This window comes from Achromobacter sp. GD03932 (genome assembly GCF_029839485.1).
Taxonomy (GTDB): domain Bacteria; phylum Pseudomonadota; class Gammaproteobacteria; order Burkholderiales; family Burkholderiaceae_B; genus Achromobacter; species Achromobacter bronchisepticus_A.
Map to the genome: position 1 here is coordinate 79,187 of NZ_JAOCAT010000016.1, position 17,060 is coordinate 96,246.

General features: G+C 67.4%; 13 protein-coding genes and 2 riboswitches. Of the genes, 11 read left to right on the forward strand and 2 right to left on the reverse strand.

All coding sequences use genetic code 11. The features are described 5' to 3' along the window. Positions 1-3: 3 nt before the first annotated feature. From N5C88_RS16415 to dcd, 3 genes are all read left to right on the forward strand, one after another. Positions 4-1,896 carry a BamA/TamA family outer membrane protein gene (locus N5C88_RS16415; RefSeq protein ID WP_118931393.1) on the forward strand — a complete coding sequence of 631 codons (1,893 nt, stop codon included), beginning with the start codon at positions 4-6 and terminating at the stop codon, positions 1,894-1,896. A 56-nt stretch (positions 1,897-1,952) separates the two neighbouring features. Then, entirely contained in the window at positions 1,953-5,579 is a 3,627-nt protein-coding gene (locus N5C88_RS16420) for a translocation/assembly module TamB domain-containing protein (RefSeq protein ID WP_280015816.1), read from the forward strand. A gap of 105 nt (positions 5,580-5,684) precedes the next feature. Then, a complete protein-coding gene (dcd, locus tag N5C88_RS16425) occupies positions 5,685-6,248 on the forward strand; it encodes a dCTP deaminase (protein WP_041654363.1) in 564 nt (187 codons plus the stop codon). A gap of 4 nt (positions 6,249-6,252) precedes the next feature. Here dcd and N5C88_RS16430 read toward each other — a convergent pair whose 3' ends face one another. After that, complete coding sequence (locus tag N5C88_RS16430) at positions 6,253-7,104, reverse strand: GNAT family N-acetyltransferase (RefSeq protein WP_118931391.1); 852 nt, start codon at positions 7,102-7,104, stop codon at positions 6,253-6,255. A 165-nt stretch (positions 7,105-7,269) separates the two neighbouring features. On the opposite strand from N5C88_RS16430, the gene N5C88_RS16435 reads away from it, so the two are divergent. Further along, on the forward strand, positions 7,270-8,511 hold the full coding sequence (locus N5C88_RS16435; RefSeq protein ID WP_059371305.1) for a GGDEF domain-containing protein: 1,242 nt from the start codon (positions 7,270-7,272) through the stop codon (positions 8,509-8,511). 10 nt (positions 8,512-8,521) lie between these two features. Here N5C88_RS16435 and N5C88_RS16440 read toward each other — a convergent pair whose 3' ends face one another. Beyond that, positions 8,522-9,040, reverse strand: a complete 519-nt coding sequence (locus N5C88_RS16440; RefSeq protein ID WP_280015793.1) for a GNAT family N-acetyltransferase — start codon at positions 9,038-9,040, stop codon at positions 8,522-8,524. Positions 9,041-9,153: 113 nt separating this feature from the next. Here N5C88_RS16440 and N5C88_RS16445 point away from each other — a divergent pair, with 113 nt between their 5' ends. From N5C88_RS16445 to gcvH, 7 genes are all read left to right on the forward strand, one after another. Then, positions 9,154-9,606 (forward strand): hypothetical protein, encoded by a 453-nt coding sequence (locus N5C88_RS16445; protein WP_059371486.1) that lies wholly within the window; start codon positions 9,154-9,156, stop codon positions 9,604-9,606. Between the two features lie 265 nt (positions 9,607-9,871). Continuing rightward, on the forward strand, positions 9,872-12,133 hold the full coding sequence (locus N5C88_RS16450) for an arginine/lysine/ornithine decarboxylase (protein WP_054451997.1): 2,262 nt from the start codon (positions 9,872-9,874) through the stop codon (positions 12,131-12,133). Continuing rightward, entirely contained in the window at positions 12,133-13,335 is a 1,203-nt protein-coding gene (locus tag N5C88_RS16455; RefSeq protein ID WP_059371307.1) for an NAD(P)/FAD-dependent oxidoreductase, read from the forward strand. The genes N5C88_RS16450 and N5C88_RS16455 overlap by 1 nt, the downstream gene beginning before the upstream one ends. Positions 13,336-13,483: 148 nt before the next feature. Beyond that, positions 13,484-14,098, forward strand: a complete 615-nt coding sequence (locus N5C88_RS16460) for a superoxide dismutase (protein WP_118931390.1) — start codon at positions 13,484-13,486, stop codon at positions 14,096-14,098. 30 nt (positions 14,099-14,128) lie between these two features. Further along, complete coding sequence (locus N5C88_RS16465) at positions 14,129-15,022, forward strand: ZIP family metal transporter (RefSeq protein WP_059371309.1); 894 nt, start codon at positions 14,129-14,131, stop codon at positions 15,020-15,022. A 55-nt stretch (positions 15,023-15,077) separates the two neighbouring features. After that, positions 15,078-15,173: riboswitch (glycine riboswitch) on the forward strand. A 35-nt stretch (positions 15,174-15,208) separates the two neighbouring features. Continuing rightward, a riboswitch (glycine riboswitch) is annotated at positions 15,209-15,331 on the forward strand. 86 nt (positions 15,332-15,417) lie between these two features. Then, complete coding sequence (gene gcvT / locus N5C88_RS16470) at positions 15,418-16,518, forward strand: glycine cleavage system aminomethyltransferase GcvT (protein WP_118931389.1); 1,101 nt, start codon at positions 15,418-15,420, stop codon at positions 16,516-16,518. A 98-nt stretch (positions 16,519-16,616) separates the two neighbouring features. After that, the gene (gene gcvH / locus N5C88_RS16475) at positions 16,617-16,994 is read left to right on the forward strand and encodes a glycine cleavage system protein GcvH (RefSeq protein ID WP_042795177.1); all 378 of its coding nucleotides are present in this window, start codon (positions 16,617-16,619) and stop codon (positions 16,992-16,994) included. Positions 16,995-17,060 lie beyond the last annotated feature (66 nt).

Sequence of the window (17,060 nt, forward strand, 5' to 3'; positions counted from 1 at the left end):
CGCATGCGGTGGGCAGCCCGCGCCTTCTTGGCAGGACTTGTGGTGATGACGGGCGAGGCATTGGCCAAGCGCCCGGAAATCATTGTGGACCCCGGCGGCGTGCCGCCGGCCGCCCTGCAGGCGATTACCGAAGCCGTCGATGCGATCGCGCGGCTGGCGGAGGACCAGGACGGCGGTGAAATCAACCGCCTGCGCCGCCGCGCGCGCGACGCGACGCTGGCGGCCCTGGCCACCCAGGGCTATTTCTCGCCCACCGTGAAGCTCGAGGCCGGCACCGATATCGGCGGAGAAACCTGGGACATCAGCATCGTCTCGGGCAAGCGCACCACCGTCGCATCCGTGGACCTGAATTTCACCGGCCGCATTACCCGGCCCGAGTTCGCTGCCCGGGTGCAGAAGCTGCGCGACGACTGGCAGTTGAAGACGGGCCAGCCCTTCATCAACAGCGACTGGAACAAAGCCAAGTCGAGCCTGCTGGACGCGGTGTCATCGCGCGACTTCATGCTGGCGCGCATGACCGCGTCGCAGGCGGAAATCGAGGCCGATACGGCGTCGGCCGCCCTGCGCGTCACGATAGACAGCGGTCCCCAGGTCCGCATGGGCGAACTCACCACCGAAGGCCTGAAGCGGGTGCCCGAGAAGCTGGTGGAGCGCTATGTGCGCTACTCGCCGGGCGCTGCCTATGACCAGGACAAGCTGGACACCTGGCAGCAGGACCTGCAATCGACCGCGTTCTTCCGCGGCGCGTTCGTATCGCTGGAGCAGCCGGGCCAGGCGCAGCCGACGCCTGGACCCAACGCCGACCGCGCACGCGCGCCGGGCTCGACCGATCTGGCCGCCTCCACGCCGGCAGGAGATCCTTCCGTGTCCGGCGGCATGCCACCGCCAGCGCCCGCCTACGACTCGAACGGCGAAGTGACCCTGCCGGTCCAGGTGCGGGTGGTGGAAGCGCCGCCCAAGCGGTTCACCGGCTCGATAGGCGTGGACGACGAGGCCGGCCTGCGCGTGGAATCGCTGTACCGGCAGAACGTGGTCTTTGGCCAGCCGCTCACCATGGAGACGGGCTTCAGCGTGGACCGGTTGCAGCAGCGCGTCTACGCGGACTTCCTGTTGCCGCCGAATCAGCGCGGCTACAAGGATTCGTTCGGTGTGCTGTACGACCACTCCGACATCCAGGGGCTGGATGTGACGCGCTACGCGTTGGGCGCGACGCGCCTGCAGGAGCGCAAGGGCGCGGGCAACAGCCGGGTCGAATACGAAACCCGCTGGGGCCTGCTGCTGGCGGAGGATCACGTGAAGATCGACGGCGGCGACCAATACAAGCTGCCGACCCTGACCGCCACGGCCGAATGGCTGCGCCGCGATGTGGACAACAAGTACGACCCGCGTGAAGGCAATCTGATCGCGGTGGGCGGCGGCGTGGGCGTGACGCTGGACTCCGGCGAACCCTATACCCGCGCCCGGCTGCGGGCCCAGAAATGGTGGCCCATCGGCAAGCTGGACGTGCTGACCGTGCGTGGCGAAGTCGGCCGGGTGTGGTCCAACAGCAAGGTGCGGGTGCCGGACGATTTCGGTTTCCGCACCGGCGGCGCGCGTTCGATCCGCGGCTACAAGTACCAGAGCATAGGCGTGCAGCAGGATGACGCCGTGGTGGGCGCGCCCACGCTGCTGGTCGGCAGCATCGAGTACGACCACTATTTCAATGAGCGCTGGGGCATGGGCGTGTTCGTGGACGCGGGCGACGCCGCGGAATCGTTCGGCGACATGTCGATGGCGGTGGGCTACGGCGTAGGCGCCCGCGTGCGCACGCCGGCCGGGCCCTTGTTCCTGGATGTGGCCTACGGCCAGCGCGACCGCGACCTGCGTCTGCACTTTTCCTTGGGGATCGCGTTTTGAAGGGCCTGCGCAAATTCCTGCGCCATGTGCTGGTGTGGTGGTTGCCTGGCCTGGCCATGCTGGCTGTGCTGGCCGGCGGATTCCTGTTTTGGCTGGTCGGCTCGCAGAACGGCACGCGGCTGCTCCTGACCACGGCCGCCCAGCAACTGAACGGCCAGGCGCTGGACGTGAGCGGTTCGCTGCTGCGTGGCGTGTCGGTGGGCAAGCTGGACCTGGACGCGGGCGGCACCCGCGTCGACATCACGGACCTGCACCTGGACGTGAACTGGCGCGCCCTGGGCGACCGCCTGCTGCACGTGCGCGATGTCTCGGCGGGTTCGGTGTACATCGGCCTGGCCGCGTCGTCCGAGACGACGCCGGCGGAGGACAACGGCGAGCCGTTCTCGTTGCCCGAACTGCCGGTGGACATCGCCGTGGACCGGCTGGCGCTGGGCGACTTCCAGCTGGAACAGGACGGCGCGCCCTTGCCCGTGACCCTGGGCAATCTGGACGCCACGTTTGCCGCGGGCAAGCAGGGCGCGCAGCTACGCATCGCCAGCCTGAGGGTGGGACACGAGGCTGCGCAAGCGGACATCTCCGGGCAGGCCGAGCTGCAAAGCATGGCCGATCCGTGGCCGTTCGCCGCTCGCCTGGACGTGACCGCGCGCGGGACCGGCCCCGATTCTCCGCTGTGCGAAGCCGACAAGCTGAGCGGCGTGTATGAGCGTCAGGCGGGCGCTGCCAGGAAGCCGGAACCCAAGCCAGGCGCCAAGACCGACCCCAAGGCCGAATCGAAGGACGAATCCAAAGCCGGGGCCAAGGCGGATCCCAAGGCCGCGCCTTCCGAGCCGCCCCGGCCCGCTTGCCAGGTGGTGCTGCGCGCCGATGCCGCCGGTTCCCTGGATGGTATCCAGGCCAAGGTGGACGGCGAGGGCTCCGGCCTGCTGCTGGACTTGACCACCGACCTGGCCCCGCGCACGGCGCTGGTGCTGCGCAGCGCCCGGGCGCAGGCGCAATTGCCAGACAAATCGACCCTGACCGCGCAGCTCGACCTGCAATCCGATACCACGCAAGGCTCGGGCCGCGACCGCATCGCGGGCACGATAAGCGCCCAGCGCCTGGACCTGTCGCCCTGGCTGGGCAAGGATATTCCGCCTGCGGTGCTGACCGTGCGCGGCGACGTGCAAGCCGACATCGAGAACCTGAGCCAGCTGCGGCATGCCGCGGTCGATCTGCGCTTCGAAGAGGGCACGCGCTGGAACAAGCAGCCCCTGACCGGCGCGCTCAAGGCCCAGGTGGATATCGCGGCGGCGACCGATAGCGGGGGACCCGCCGCCGCGCCCGAGGCCGATCCTCTGGCCGGGCTGCGCATCCACGGCCTGGACGTGGACCTGAAGCTGGGCCGCAACCGAGTCCAGGCCAAGGGAGAGCTGGACGCCAAGGACGGCGCGCTGTCGCTGGACGCCCAGGCGCCCCAGCTCGACGCGTTCTGGCCGGGCATTCCCGGCGGCGCGGAATTGAAGGGCAAGCTGACGGGCACGCCGGCTGCGCATCGCGGCGAGCTTGCGGCCGGCTACACGCCGCCCAAGCCGCGCGCGGGCGTACTGGGCGAGGCGCCCGCCAAGGCCAACATCGTTTTTACCGGCGCCTGGGGCAAGGGTCCTGCGGGCACGCCGGATGCCGCTCTGCCGGGATGGCGCGGCACGTTTTCGCGGCTGACGGCCGAGACCGCCGGCTTCGCAGTGGCCGTGGACCGGCCGGTCACGCTGGCTTTCGTGCCGTCCGCCGTGGAACCGCAATGGCAGTGGCAGGTGGGGCAGACGGCGCTGAGCCTGACCCTGCCCGGCAAGGAACGCGTGGTCCTGGCGCACCAGGGGTCGCGGGGCGGCGGCAAGCGTTGGGAAACGGCCGGGCAGGCCGACAACCTGGTGATCACGGCCGCCATGGCGCGCCAGGTGATAGGCGCCGTCGATCCCGAGGCTGCGGCCAAGCTGGGCAAGCGGCCCGGCCGCGTGAACGCGATGGTGCCCGAGGGCCAGCGCCGCATCGCGCTGGACGTGTTGTGGGACCTGAAGTTCGATGGCCGGCTGGGCGGCCGCGCGCGCATCGCGCGCCGCGAGGGCGATCTGCTGATACCGGGCGATCCTCCCATTCCGCTTGGCCTGAAGGCGCTGGTGTTGGACCTGACCGCCACGCCGACCTCCGCCAATGCCAGCCGCCTGGACGCCAAGGTCAACCTGGCCACCGATAAGATGGGCCTCATCAACGGCACCGGCACCGCCGTGCTGGTGGTGGACGCCAAGGGCGGCATGGCGCTGGACCCGCGCCAGCCGCTGCGCGCCAAGCTGGACGCCGACATCGCCGACCTGGCCTGGGTCGGCCTGTTCGTGGGCGACTCGATGGAAGTCGGCGGCACGGTCAAGGCCAATCTGGAAGCCCAGGGCACCCTGGCGGGCAAATGGTCGGCCAGCGGCAACATCCGCGGCGACAAGCTGCGCGTGGTGCGCATCGACGACGGCGTGCGGCTGATCGACGGCACTTTGTCCGCGCGCCTGGAGGGCGACCGGGTGGTGCTGGAAAGCCTGCGCTTCCCGGCTTCCCTGCGGGTGATGCCGGCCGAATGGCGCACCAAGGAGTGGATCACCACCAATCCCGAGGCCAAGGGCGGCTACGCCGAGGCCAAGGGACAATGGAATTTCATCGACGGCGGCGGCGATATCCGGCTGACCCTGTACCGCTTCCCGGCGCTGCAGCGCTCGGACCGCTACGCCATGGTTTCCGGAGTCATCGACGTGAAGGCGGCCATGCCGCGCATCGACATCGTGGGCGACCTGAAGGCGGACGCGGGCTGGTTCAGCCTGGAAATCCTGCAGGGCGTGCCGTCGCTGGACGACGACGTCAAGGTGCGCCGCCCGGGCGACGACCCCGGCACGGTCTCCACGCCGCTGCAGACCAGCATGAACCTGAAGTTCGACATGGGGCCGCGCTTCTACATCACCGGCATGGGGCTGGACGCCGGCCTGCTGGGCTCCATCCAGATCATGCTGAATGATGGGCGCCTGACCGGCGTGGGCGCGCTGCGCACCCGCGGCGGCGGCATCGAGGCCTACGGCCAGAAGCTGCGCCTGAGCCGCGGCACGCTGACCTTCCAGGGCCGTCTGGACAACCCCTTGCTGGATATCGAGGCGCTGCGCACGGGCGAACAGGTCGAGGCGGGCGTCAAGGTGGTCGGCACGGCGCAACGGCCGCGCATCGATCTGGTGTCGTACCCGGACGTCAGCGACGTGGAAAAGCTGTCCTGGCTGCTGCTGGGCCGAGGTCCTGACGAAAGCGGCGGCGACGCGGCGCTGCTGATGTCGGTGGGTACCGCGCTGCTGGGCGGCGGGCAGCCGTTCTACAAGCAGTTCGGGTTGGACGACGTCAGCATCAAGACGGGCAACATCGGCAGCTCCGGCAGCATCCTGCCGGACCGCACGGTGGCCGGCGACGTCAACCGGGACAGCGACAGCCAGCTGGCCACGCAATTCCTGGTGGCCAGCAAGACCTTCGCCAACGGCATCACGCTGAGCGTGGAGCAGGCGCTTTCCGGCACCGACACCGTGGGCCGGGCCAGCTACCGGCTGGCGCGCGGCCTGTCGGTGGACCTGAAGGGCGGGGCGGTCAACGGCATCGCGCTTGTCTACCGGACCTTCTGGGGGAACTGAGGCGGAATCGGGCGGCACGCACGGTCCCGCCCGGCCCCTCGCCGGTGGCGCATCCGCACTCGGGATAAAATGGCGTCCACTCCATTCCCTAGCACCATTCCCACCATGAGCATCAAAAGCGACCGCTGGATCCGCCGCCAGGCCGAAGCCGGCATGATCGAACCCTTCGAAGCAGGGCAGGTCCGCACGGCCAATGGCGGGCGCATCGTCAGCTACGGCACCAGCAGCTACGGCTACGACGTGCGCTGCGCGGACGAATTCAAGATCTTCACCAACATCAATTCCACCATCGTCGACCCCAAGAATTTCGACGAAGGCTCGTTCGTGGATTTCAAGGGCGACGTCTGCATCATTCCGCCCAACTCCTTCGCGCTGGCCCGCACGGTCGAGTATTTCCGCATCCCGCGCAGCGTCCTGACTGTCTGCCTGGGCAAGAGCACCTATGCGCGTTGCGGCATCATCGTCAACGTCACGCCGCTGGAACCCGAATGGGAAGGGCACGTGACGCTGGAATTCTCGAATACCACGCCGCTGCCGGCCAAGATCTACGCCGGCGAAGGCTGCGCGCAGATGCTGTTCCTGGAAAGCGACGAAGTCTGCGAGACCTCTTACCGCGACCGCGGCGGCAAGTACCAGGGTCAGCGCGGCGTGACCCTGCCGCGCACCTGAGGCCTCAGCCTGCGCGCCCGGACACCGGGCGCAGGTAGTCGATATCCCACTCGCTTTCGCCCGTCTGCACGAACCCGTGCCGGCGGTAGAAGCGGTTCGAGTCGCTGCCGCGCAGCGCGCCCAGGCTTACCGCCAGCCCCAGGCGGTCGGCCTCCAGCAGGATCTTGCGCATGACCTGTCCGCCCAGCCCCGAACCCTGGGCGGCGGGGCGGATGTACAGATGATCCAGGCGCAAGCCGTCGCCCTCCGGGCGCAGCGCGTAAAACCCGATGCGTTGGCCGTCCTGCTCGATGGACCAGGTATGTTCCGGCCGGAACGTGCTGCGCAGCCGCGAGCGCGCGCGCGCAGGGTCGAAGCGCCCCAGGCGCTCCAGGCTTTCACGCATGGCTTCGATGCGCAGCGCCAGCAGGTCTTCGAAATCGGCTTCCGAGACCGGCGAGTATTGCAGCGGCGGCGTGGCGAACTCGTCGTAGCCCCGGCCCAGGAACTGCAGGATGCAGATGCCGTGTCCGTAGGGATCGCTCAGGTGGGCGATGCGGCCCCAGGCATGCGAGACGGCTGGATCTTCCAGGCGCGCGCCGGCGGCCACCGCCTGTGCGACCGCGCGGTCCGCGTCCTCCACCACCACGTCCAGATGCACTGGCGTCCAGTGCCGCGCGTAGTCGCGCGGCTGGCGCATGGCGCCGGCGGCTGGCGTGCCCGCAGCCTTTTCCAGCAGATAGATGGGCGCCTCGGCCCCCAGCATCTCGGCCGCTTTCGGTCCCAGCCGGCGTCGCAGTGTCAGGCCGAAAGCGCGGTGATAGAAGTCGATGGCGTGTTCGAGATCGGGCACGTCGATGTTGACCAGGATGCGCATTGGGGATCCGTCTGCTGAGTGAAGGCGAAAAACATATCATGGCCGCGGCGCCCGGTGTTACTTGCAAATCCGCTAAAGAACATCGCCGCCGCGTCCGTAAATGACAGTACATGTGTTTGCCGATTTGGCGACGTCATCTCCGCAAGCGTAAAAAAGCCCCGACCCGTGCGTTACCCCCATATCCCCTGGCTGCCTTTGTTGTTCTATCCTGCGCTGCCGGTGGCCGCTGCGGTGGGGCTGCTGCTGTGGCGCGAATGGCCGCCGGCCTTGACGCAGATCGTGCCGTTCGTGCCTTGGGTGATGGCGTTGATCGGCGTGGCCGTGTGCCTGATGTACCAGCGCGCGCAGACCATGGTGCTGATGCTCAGCGTGCTGGCCGCCACGGCGGCTTGGCCGGCGCTGGCCACGGAAGCACCCTGGGCCGTCGGACCGGCGCTGGCGTGGTGGTCGCTGGCCTACACCATCAACGCCCTGTGGTCCGAACGCTCCAGCATGCTGCTGGACCTGGCCGCTCGCATCGGCCTGATCGCCGCTGGCGCGGCCGCGATCGCGCTGGCCGGCAAGGACGGCGTGTCCGATCTGTTCGGCATGCTGTCCGTGCAAGGCAGGTTGGCGCACCTGAGCGTGCCGATCGAAGGGTTGATTGCGCTGCTGGCCACGGGCCTGACGCTGACCCTGCTGCTATTGCGCTATGGGCGTCCGCAACAGGCGGGGCAGTGGCTGGGCTTCGTGTGCATGGCGTGGGCCTTGCCGCGCGGGGCGGAACATCCCGTCGAACTGGCGCTGATGTCCACCGCCGCGCTGACGGCCCTTTGCATCTCGCTGGCCCATGAAGGTTTCCACATGGCGTTCCGCGACGAGCTCACCGGCTTGCCGGGCCGGCGCGCGCTGAACGAACGGCTGCAGCGCATGGGCCGCGTCTATACGCTGGCGATGGCCGACGTCGACAACTTCAAGGCTTTCAACGACACCCACGGCCATGACGTGGGCGACCAGGTTCTGCGCATGGTGGCGGCCCAGTTGCGGCGCGTGCCGGGCGGCGGCCGGGCCTACCGCTACGGCGGCGAGGAATTCACGCTGGTGTTCCCGGGCAAGACCGCGGCGGAAAGCATGCCGCACCTGGAAAGCGTCAGGCGCTCCATCGAGGCCTACCAGATGCGGCTGCGCGACAAGCCGGTGCGCCCCAAGGCCGACCAGATCGGCCTGCGCCGCCGTGGCGGGCGCGATGTGCGCAATGCGCGGCCGCTGCGGGTGACGGTCAGCATAGGCGTAGCCGAACGCAGCGACGCCCTGCGCGCGCCCGAAGCGGTGATCAAGGCGGCGGATCAGGCGCTCTACAAGGCCAAGGACGAAGGCCGCAATCTGGTGCGGGCCTACGGCACGCGGCGCCGGGCTGGCGCGGGCTGAGGCGGCGCCGCTACTTGCCGGCCAGCGGCAGCGCCATCAGCGCTTCGTCGTAGAGTTCACCGTTCACGCACAGCGCTTCTCGCTCGCGTCCGTATTCGGCAAAGCCCAGGCTCAGGTACAGCGCGGTGGCGGCCTGATTGTTGGCGGTCACGCTCAGCTGCACCTGGCGGATGCCGCGCATGCCTGCTGCATGGGCGATCGCCGCCTGCATCAGTTGCCGCGCCAGGCCCTGGCCGCGCTGCGCCGGCGCCACGTACATGCTCCAGATGTGCGCCTTGTGGCGCATCTTCAGTTTGCGCTGGCGGCCCACGCCGACCATGCCGGCCAGGGTCTTGCCGCAGAACACGCCAAACATTGCACTGTCGTCCGAAGGCTGGATCCAGCCGCGGATATCCTCCAATGTCAGCGTGTGTTCCTCTTCGTAACTCGATCCGAACGATTCAGGGGTTTCCACCAGGGCGTCCAGGCGCAATTGACGCAGCGGCGCGGCGTCGGCGGGAACAAGGCGTCGGACGGAGATCGGGGACATGGTCGGCAAGTGTTGGGAATAGGGAACGTTCGGCGGTGGATTGGGCAGTATAGGGGGACACGCTGCCTATAATGGTCCTAACGCCGCTTGCGGTTTTCACAAAGGAGCCAATGATGTTCGGTTTCCTCAAGACAAACCAGGACGCCAAGCGCGACGAAGTCCAGGAAGAGTTCGTGGCGCGCGTGGCGGGTGCTGCGCAGGACTTCGTCCAGGCAGCCGGCTCGGCCGGCGCCGTGCTGGATTACACGCCGTCCAGCGTCCATGCGCTGGACGAGGCGCTGGAGGCCGCCCATCTCGGGACCTTGCCTCTTACTCCCATGCAGACCGTCGGCGCCGCCGCCTACCTCTACGAGGTGGGACGCCGCGCGTATGGCGGTCTCTATGAAGTGTGCGACGACGAGGACCCGGTGGTGCTGGTCTGCGGCGAACCCGAAGCCGAGGTCTGCTTCGGCGCCATCGCCAAGGTCGAAAGGCGCATCCGCTACGGCTCCGCCGAGGCCATCCCGCCCTATTTCGAACAGTTCCTGATGGCCTTGCAAGCGGGCGAAGCCCGCACCATCCGCTAGCGTCCCGGCGCTTCGGGCGCCCGGTTTGCTCCCCGGCGCGGCCCGGCTCTCTGTGCTGAAAACGTCCGCTTTTGGCGCGATGACAACGGCCGTCCGGGCCATTCCGGGATTTCCCTTAGGACTGTAAGAAAAACAGCCCTACAATTCGGCCATTCCCGCCGCCCTGGCGGGTGCTCGCGCCGTCTGTCATCAGGCGGATTTTTACTAGAAGTACACTCGCGCCGCGTTACGCGTCCGAACCCGCCTTGCCCCCAGGAGCGCCTGCATGAAATTCCGCTTCCCCATTTTCATCATCGACGAAGACTACCGTTCCGAGAACGCGTCCGGTCTGGGTATCCGCGCCTTGTCCGCGGCGATCGAGGCCGAGGGCGTCGAGGTGATCGGGGTGACCAGTTACGGCGACCTGAGTTCGTTCGCCCAGCAGCAGAGCCGCGCCAGCGCCTTCATTCTGTCGATCGACGACGAAGAGTTCGACGTGGATTCGCCCGAGGACGTGGCCAGCGCCATCAAGAACCTGCGCGCCTTCATCGGCGAGCTGCGTTTCCGTAACGCCGACATCCCCATCTACCTGTACGGCGAGACGCGCACTTCCGAGCACATCCCCAACGACATCCTGCGCGAACTGCACGGCTTCATCCACATGTTCGAGGACACCCCCGAATTCGTGGCGCGCCACATCATCCGCGAGGCCCGCAGCTACGTCGACAGCCTGCCGCCGCCGTTTTTCCGCGAACTGGTCAAGTACGCGCAGGACGGCTCGTACTCCTGGCACTGCCCCGGTCACTCCGGCGGCGTGGCGTTCCTGAAGAGCCCGGTGGGCCAGATGTTCCACCAGTTCTTCGGCGAGAACATGCTGCGCGCCGACGTCTGCAACGCCGTGGACGAACTGGGCCAGTTGCTGGACCACACCGGCCCCGTGGCCGAATCCGAACTGAACGCCGCGCGCATCTTCCACGCCGACCACTGCTTCTTCGTGACCAACGGCACCTCCACCTCCAACAAGGTGGTGTGGCATGCCAACGTGGCCGCGGGCGACGTGGTGGTGGTGGACCGCAACTGCCACAAGTCGATCCTGCACGCCATTACGATGACGGGCGCGATCCCGGTGTTCCTGCGTCCCACGCGCAACCACCTGGGCATCATCGGCCCGATCCCGCTGGAAGAGTTCCACCCGGACAATATCCGCAAGAAGATCGAGGCCAACCCCTTCGCGCGCGAAGCGGTGAACAAGAATCCGCGCATCCTGACGCTGACGCAGAGCACCTACGACGGCGTCATCTACAACGTCGAAATGATCAAGAAGCAGTTGGGCAGCTATGTCGACACGCTGCACTTCGACGAAGCCTGGCTGCCGCACGCCTCGTTCCACGAGTACTACCAGGACATGCACGCCATCGGCCAGGACCGCCCGCGCAGCCAGGACGCGATGGTGTTCGCCACCCACTCCACGCACAAGCTGCTGGCCGGCATCTCGCAGGCCTCGCAGATCATCGTGCAGGAGTCCGAGACCCGCAAGCTGGACCGCAACGTCTTCAACGAAGCCTATCTGATGCACACGTCCACCTCGCCCCAGTACGCGATCATCGCGTCCTGCGACGTGGCCGCCGCCATGATGGAACCGCCGGGAGGCACCGCGCTGGTCGAGGAGAGCATCCGCGAAGCCCTGGACTTCCGCCGCGCCATGCGCAAGGTGGAGTCCGAGTTCGGCAAGAACGACTGGTGGTTCAAGGTCTGGGGCCCGAACCGCCTGGTTTCCGAAGGCATCGGCAACCGCGACGAATGGATCCTGGAGTCCAACGACCATTGGCATGGCTTCGGCGAAATGGCCGAAGGCTTCAACATGCTGGACCCGATCAAGGCCACGATCATCACCCCGGGCCTGGACATGTCGGGCAGCTTCGGCGAAACCGGCATTCCCGCCGCGCTGGTCTCCAAGTACCTGACCGAGCATGGCGTGGTGGTCGAGAAGACCGGCCTGTATTCGTTCTTCATCCTGTTCACCATCGGCATCACCAAGGGCCGCTGGAACACGCTGCTGACCGCCTTGCAGCAATTCAAGGACGACTACGACCGTAATCAGCCGCTGTGGCGCATCCTGCCGGAATTCTGCCGCGACCATCGCCGCTACGAGCGCATGGGCCTGCGCGACCTGTGCCAGGAGATCCACGAAGCCTACCGCGCCCGCGACGTGGCGCGCCTGACCACCGAGATGTACCTGAGCGACATGGTGCCGGCCCTCAAGCCGTCGGACGCCTTCGCCCGCATGGCGCACCGCGAGGTCGAGCGCGTCGACATCGACAAGCTCGAAGGCCGCGTCACCGGCGTGCTGCTGACGCCGTATCCTCCGGGCATCCCCCTGCTGATCCCGGGCGAACGCTTCAACCGCACCATCGTCCAGTACCTGCAGTTCGCGCGCGAGTTCAACCAGCGCTTCCCGGGCTTCGAAACCTACATCCACGGCCTGGCCGACGAAGTGGGTCCGGACGGCGAAAAGCGCTACTACGTCGACTGCCTGATCGAAGACTGATGTTCGATGTAGCAGTACTCGGCGCCGGCGCCGCGGGCATGATGTGTGCCGCGGTCGCCGGCCAGCGCGGCTTGCGCGTGGTGCTGGTCGACCACGCCGAGCGCCTGGCGGAGAAGATCCGCATTTCCGGCGGCGGCCGCTGCAACTTCACCAATATCGGCGCCGGCCCCGCCAACTTCCTCTCCGACAACCCGCACTTCTGCCGTTCGGCCTTGGCGGGTTACACGCCGCAGGATTTCCTGGCGCTGATGAAGCGTCACCACATCGCCTGGCACGAGAAGCATCGCGGCCAGCTGTTCTGCGACGATTCCAGCGAATCCATCATCGAAATGCTGCGCGCCGAGTGCGACGCGGGCAGGGTGCAGTGGCGCATGGGATGCTCGGTGGCCGAGATCGGCCATGGCGAGCAGGGCTACGAGCTGCGCACCAGCCAAGGCCCGATCCGCGCCGCGAAACTGGTGATCGCCACCGGCGGCATGGCCATTCCCCAACTGGGCGCCACTGACTTCGGCCTGAAGATCGCGCGGCAGTTCGGCCTGAAGGTCGTGGAACCGCGGCCCGCCCTGGTGCCGCTGACCTTCGATGCCGAGCAATGGCGGTCCCTGTCCGAATTGTCCGGCGTGGCGCTGGAGGTCAATCTGCACACGGGGCAGGGCAAGGCGCGCGGCGAGTTCCTCGAAGACCTGCTGTTCACCCATCGTGGCCTGTCCGGCCCCGCCATTCTGCAGATATCCAGCTACTGGAAGCCTGGCGAACCCATCGTGATCGATCTGGCGCCTGGCCGCGATCTGGCGGAAGAACTGTTGGCGTCGAAGTCGGGCAACCGGCAGCAGCTGCATACCGTGCTGGCGGGCCTCTGGCCCAAGCGCCTGGCCGACCGCTGGCTGCACCTGGCGGAGCAGGGCGGCAAGCCGGGCCTGGCGGCGCTGCGCCTGGCCGACGCGCCGGACAAGACCCTGCGCGCGCTGGCGCAGGACATCCATCAGTGGAGCCTGGTGCCCAGCGGCACCGCTGGCTACAAGAAGGCCGAAGTCATGCGCGGCGGCGTGGACACGCGCGGCCTGGACCAGAAGTCCATGCAGGCCAAGACCGTCGCCGGTCTTTATTTCATCGGCGAAGCCGTGGACGTCACGGGCTGGCTGGGCGGCTACAACTTCCAGTGGGCCTGGGCCTCGGGCGTGGCCTGCGGCAAGGCGCTCTAGCTTCCCCAGGCGGGACAGGGCGCCGATAGGCCGGCGCTATGGCAGGTATTGGAAACCTGCCATTGTTATATCAAATAAAAATACTTATCATTTATGTTTTCGATATAGATCCAAGCCCTGAATCGGGGCGGATCTCACGGAGACATGCATGGCCTATACCCTCCCGCCCCTGCCGTATGCCTACGACGCCCTGGAACCCCACATCGACGCGATGACGATGGAGATCCACTACAGCAAGCACCATCAGACCTACGTCAACAGCCTGAACGCCGCGCTGGAAGGCGCGGGCATCGTCACCAACGAGCCGGTCGAGTCCCTGGTGGCGCGGCTGGAGCAGTTGCCCGAAGCCATACGCGGCGCCGTGCGCAACCATGGCGGCGGCCACGCGAACCACAGCCTGTTCTGGTCGGTCATGTCGCCCGAGGGCGGAGGCGAGCCGGATGGCGCGTTGGCGTCGGCCATTGACTCCGAACTGGGCGGGCAGGCCGCCTTCCGCGATGCGTTCACCAAGGCCGCGCTGACCCGCTTTGGCAGCGGTTGGGCCTGGCTTTCGGTCACACCGGCCGGCAAGCTGGTTGTGGAAAGCAGCGCCAACCAGGACAGCCCCCTGATGCACGGAAACTCGCCCATTCTGGGGCTGGACGTGTGGGAGCACGCCTACTACCTGAAGTACCAGAACCGCAGGCCCGAGTACATCGGCGCCTTTTACAATGTCGTGAACTGGCCTGAAGTGGCGCGCCGCTACGCGGCGGCCCAGCGCTGAGCGCATCTCTCGCAAGGAGGGCAGCGGCACATGAATACCTTCAGCCGTCATCGCGTGCGGCCGGCGGCCACCAGCATCAGCGTGTGGACCCTGGCCGTATTGGTGGCCTGCCTGGGCCTGCACCAGCTGTGGGTCTATCTGGACGTGCGTGCGCCGCACGTGGGCGATGCCCTTCTGGGCGGACTGGTCGCAGCTGGCGCTACCGCCCTGGGCACCTTGCCCATCCTGTTCGCCCGGACCATCCCCCAGAAAATGCAGGACAGCATGTTCGGCTTCGGCGCCGGCGTGATGCTGGCCGCCAGCGCCTTTTCGCTGGTGGCGCCGGGCATCGCGGCGGGTCGTGACCTGGGTTATGGCCCCTGGGGCGCCGGCTTGACGGTGGGCGCTGCCGTGTTGCTGGGCGCGGCGGTGCTGCTGCTCATGGACCGTACCCTGCCGCACGAGCATTTCATCAAGGGCCGGGAAGGCATCGAGGCGCACCGCCTGCGCCGTACCTGGCTGTTCGTTTTCGCCATCACCCTGCATAACCTGCCGGAGGGCCTGGCCATTGGCGTGGGCTATGCGGGCAACGACGCCATGCGCGGCACCGCGCTGGCCACCGGCATTGCTATCCAGGACATTCCCGAAGGGCTGGTGGTGGCGGTGGCGCTGCTGGCGGCGGGCTACCAGCGCGCGTTTGCCGTGGCGCTGGGCATGCTGTCCGGCCTGGTCGAGCCGCTGGGCGCGGTCCTGGGCGCCGCCGTGGTGGGCTGGTCCGAGCCGCTGCTGCCCTGGGGCCTGGGTTTTGCCGCGGGCGCCATGCTGTTCGTGATCAGCCACGAGATCATCCCGGAATCTCACCGCAAGGGGCATGAGGTCTACGCGACCTGCGGGCTGATGCTGGGTTTCGTGCTGATGATGTTGTTGGACACGGCGCTGGGCTGAGGCCGCCGCAGGCATTCCCTGGCTGCGGCTTTCGTTGTATGCTTGCGCCGCTGTCACGCATGTTGCGGGAGAGAGCGGCCTGTACGTCCGGCCGCCGCCGAAGGCGCAATTCGCCCGGAATCGCTCAGGTAACCCATACCGCCCATGCTTGCCCTGTCCCGGTTTTTTTACCGCGCGGACGCGGCAAAACAGTACTCTGGAGAGACCTGGCGCCGCCCCTGAACTAGGGACATAGCGAGCAGCCCAGGCGCCGAAGGTGCAAACCCGCCATGCGGGGCAACTCTCAGGCAAAAGGACAGAGGGGCGGAAGATTCAGCCGTTGTACAAGCGCACCCCGCTTGGCACCACTGGCATTCCGTAACCCTGGCAACACTGCCGCCCCGGAGTTTCCGCGCATGTCCGCAACACTCAAACGCACCCCGCTGGCTGAAGAACACATCGCCTCTGGCGCCCGCATGGTCGACTTCGGCGGCTGGGACATGCCGCTGGCCTACGGTTCACAACTGGAAGAGCACCACGCGGTGCGGCAGGACGCCGGCATGTTCGACGTGTCGCACATGCTGAACGTCGACGTGGCCGGTCCGGACGCGTTCGCCTTCCTGCAGCGTCTGGTCGCCAACGACGTGTCCAAGCTGACCGTGCCCGGCAAGGCGCTGTACAGCTGCATGCTGAACCCGCAAGGCGGCGTGATCGACGACCTGATCATCTATTTCTTCGCCGCCGACGAATGGCGCGTCGTGGTCAATGCCGGCACGGCCGACAAGGACGTCGCCTGGATGCAGCGCGTCAAGCAGGCCGGCCAGTTCGACGTCGCCATCAACCCGCGCCGCGACCTGGCCATGGTGGCCGTGCAAGGCCCGAACGCCCGCGCCAAGGTCTGGGCCGCGCGCCCGGCCTGGCAGGCCGCCAGCGAGCCGCTGACGCCCTTCGTGGCCGCCCGCGTGGGTGACGACACCTTGGTGGCCCGTACCGGCTACACCGGCGAGGACGGTTTTGAAATCGTGCTGCCCGCCGCCGACGTGGTGCAACTGTGGCGCGACCTGGTCGCCCAGGGCGTGCGTCCCTGCGGCCTGGGCGCGCGCGACACGCTGCGCCTGGAAGCCGGCATGAATCTCTACGGCCAGGACATGGACGAGCTGACCCAGCCCGACCAGGCCGGCCTGACCTGGACCGTGTCCCTGAAGAACGCCGAGCGCCGCTTCATCGGCCGCGACGCGCTGGAACAATTCGCCACGCCCGCCACCTTCATCGGCCTGAAGCTGCAAGAGCGCGGCGTGATGCGCGCGCATATGGCCGTGCGCACCAAGGAAGGCACGGGCGAGCTCACCAGCGGCACCATGTCGCCGACGCTGGGCGTGTCGATCGGCTTTGCCCGCCTGCCGCAAGGCGTCAAGCCGGGCGACACGGTCGAGGTCGACATCCGCGGCAAATGGGTGCCCGCCCTGGCTTGCAAATTGCCGTTCGTGCGTAACGGCAAAGCGGTCGAACACTCGTAAACTCGAAGCTTCGCGCGAGCCGCCGGCCCCTGGGGCGACGGCCGCCCGCGCGAGGCGCGCAACACCATTCATCTACCCGCATTCCCTCAGGAGTTCCCATGAGTCTGCCCACCGATCGCAAGTACACCGAGTCCCATGAATGGGTCAAAGCCGAAGGCGACGTGTTCGTCGTCGGCATCACCGATACCGCCCAGGATCAATTGGGCGACCTGGTCTTCGTTGGCGACGTGAAGGTCGGCGCCAAGCTGAACGCCGGTGAAACCGCTGGCGTGGTCGAATCGGTCAAGGCCGCTTCGGACATCTACGCTCCCGTGGCCGGCGAAATCGTCGCGTTCAACGAAGAGCTGGAAAACAATCCCAACCTGATCAACGAATCGGCCTTCACCGCCTGGATCTTCAAGATCAAGCCGGTCAACGCCGCCGACGCCGACAAGCTGCTCGACGCCGCCGGCTACGAAGCCGTCGCCAACGGCTAAGCCGCCTGGCCGGACCGGGCGCGCAGGCGTCAGCCACGCGCCCGGTCCGCAAGATGCAATACCGTC

What these genes read in the sequence shown, in the direction of transcription:
- N5C88_RS16415 (WP_118931393.1), top strand. Translation starts at nt 4, where the DNA reads ATGCGGTGGGCAGCCCGCGCCTTCTTGGCAGGACTTGTGGTGATGACG.
- N5C88_RS16420 (WP_280015816.1), top strand. Translation starts at nt 1,953, where the DNA reads ATGCTGGCTGTGCTGGCCGGCGGATTCCTGTTTTGGCTGGTCGGCTCG.
- dcd (WP_041654363.1), top strand. Translation starts at nt 5,685, where the DNA reads ATGAGCATCAAAAGCGACCGCTGGATCCGCCGCCAGGCCGAAGCCGGC.
- N5C88_RS16430 (WP_118931391.1), bottom strand. Translation starts at nt 7,104, where the DNA reads ATGCGCATCCTGGTCAACATCGACGTGCCCGATCTCGAACACGCCATC.
- N5C88_RS16440 (WP_280015793.1), bottom strand. Translation starts at nt 9,040, where the DNA reads ATGTCCCCGATCTCCGTCCGACGCCTTGTTCCCGCCGACGCCGCGCCG.
- N5C88_RS16445 (WP_059371486.1), top strand. Translation starts at nt 9,154, where the DNA reads ATGTTCGGTTTCCTCAAGACAAACCAGGACGCCAAGCGCGACGAAGTC.
- N5C88_RS16450 (WP_054451997.1), top strand. Translation starts at nt 9,872, where the DNA reads ATGAAATTCCGCTTCCCCATTTTCATCATCGACGAAGACTACCGTTCC.
- N5C88_RS16455 (WP_059371307.1), top strand. Translation starts at nt 12,133, where the DNA reads ATGTTCGATGTAGCAGTACTCGGCGCCGGCGCCGCGGGCATGATGTGT.
- N5C88_RS16460 (WP_118931390.1), top strand. Translation starts at nt 13,484, where the DNA reads ATGGCCTATACCCTCCCGCCCCTGCCGTATGCCTACGACGCCCTGGAA.
- N5C88_RS16465 (WP_059371309.1), top strand. Translation starts at nt 14,129, where the DNA reads ATGAATACCTTCAGCCGTCATCGCGTGCGGCCGGCGGCCACCAGCATC.
- gcvT (WP_118931389.1), top strand. Translation starts at nt 15,418, where the DNA reads ATGTCCGCAACACTCAAACGCACCCCGCTGGCTGAAGAACACATCGCC.
- gcvH (WP_042795177.1), top strand. Translation starts at nt 16,617, where the DNA reads ATGAGTCTGCCCACCGATCGCAAGTACACCGAGTCCCATGAATGGGTC.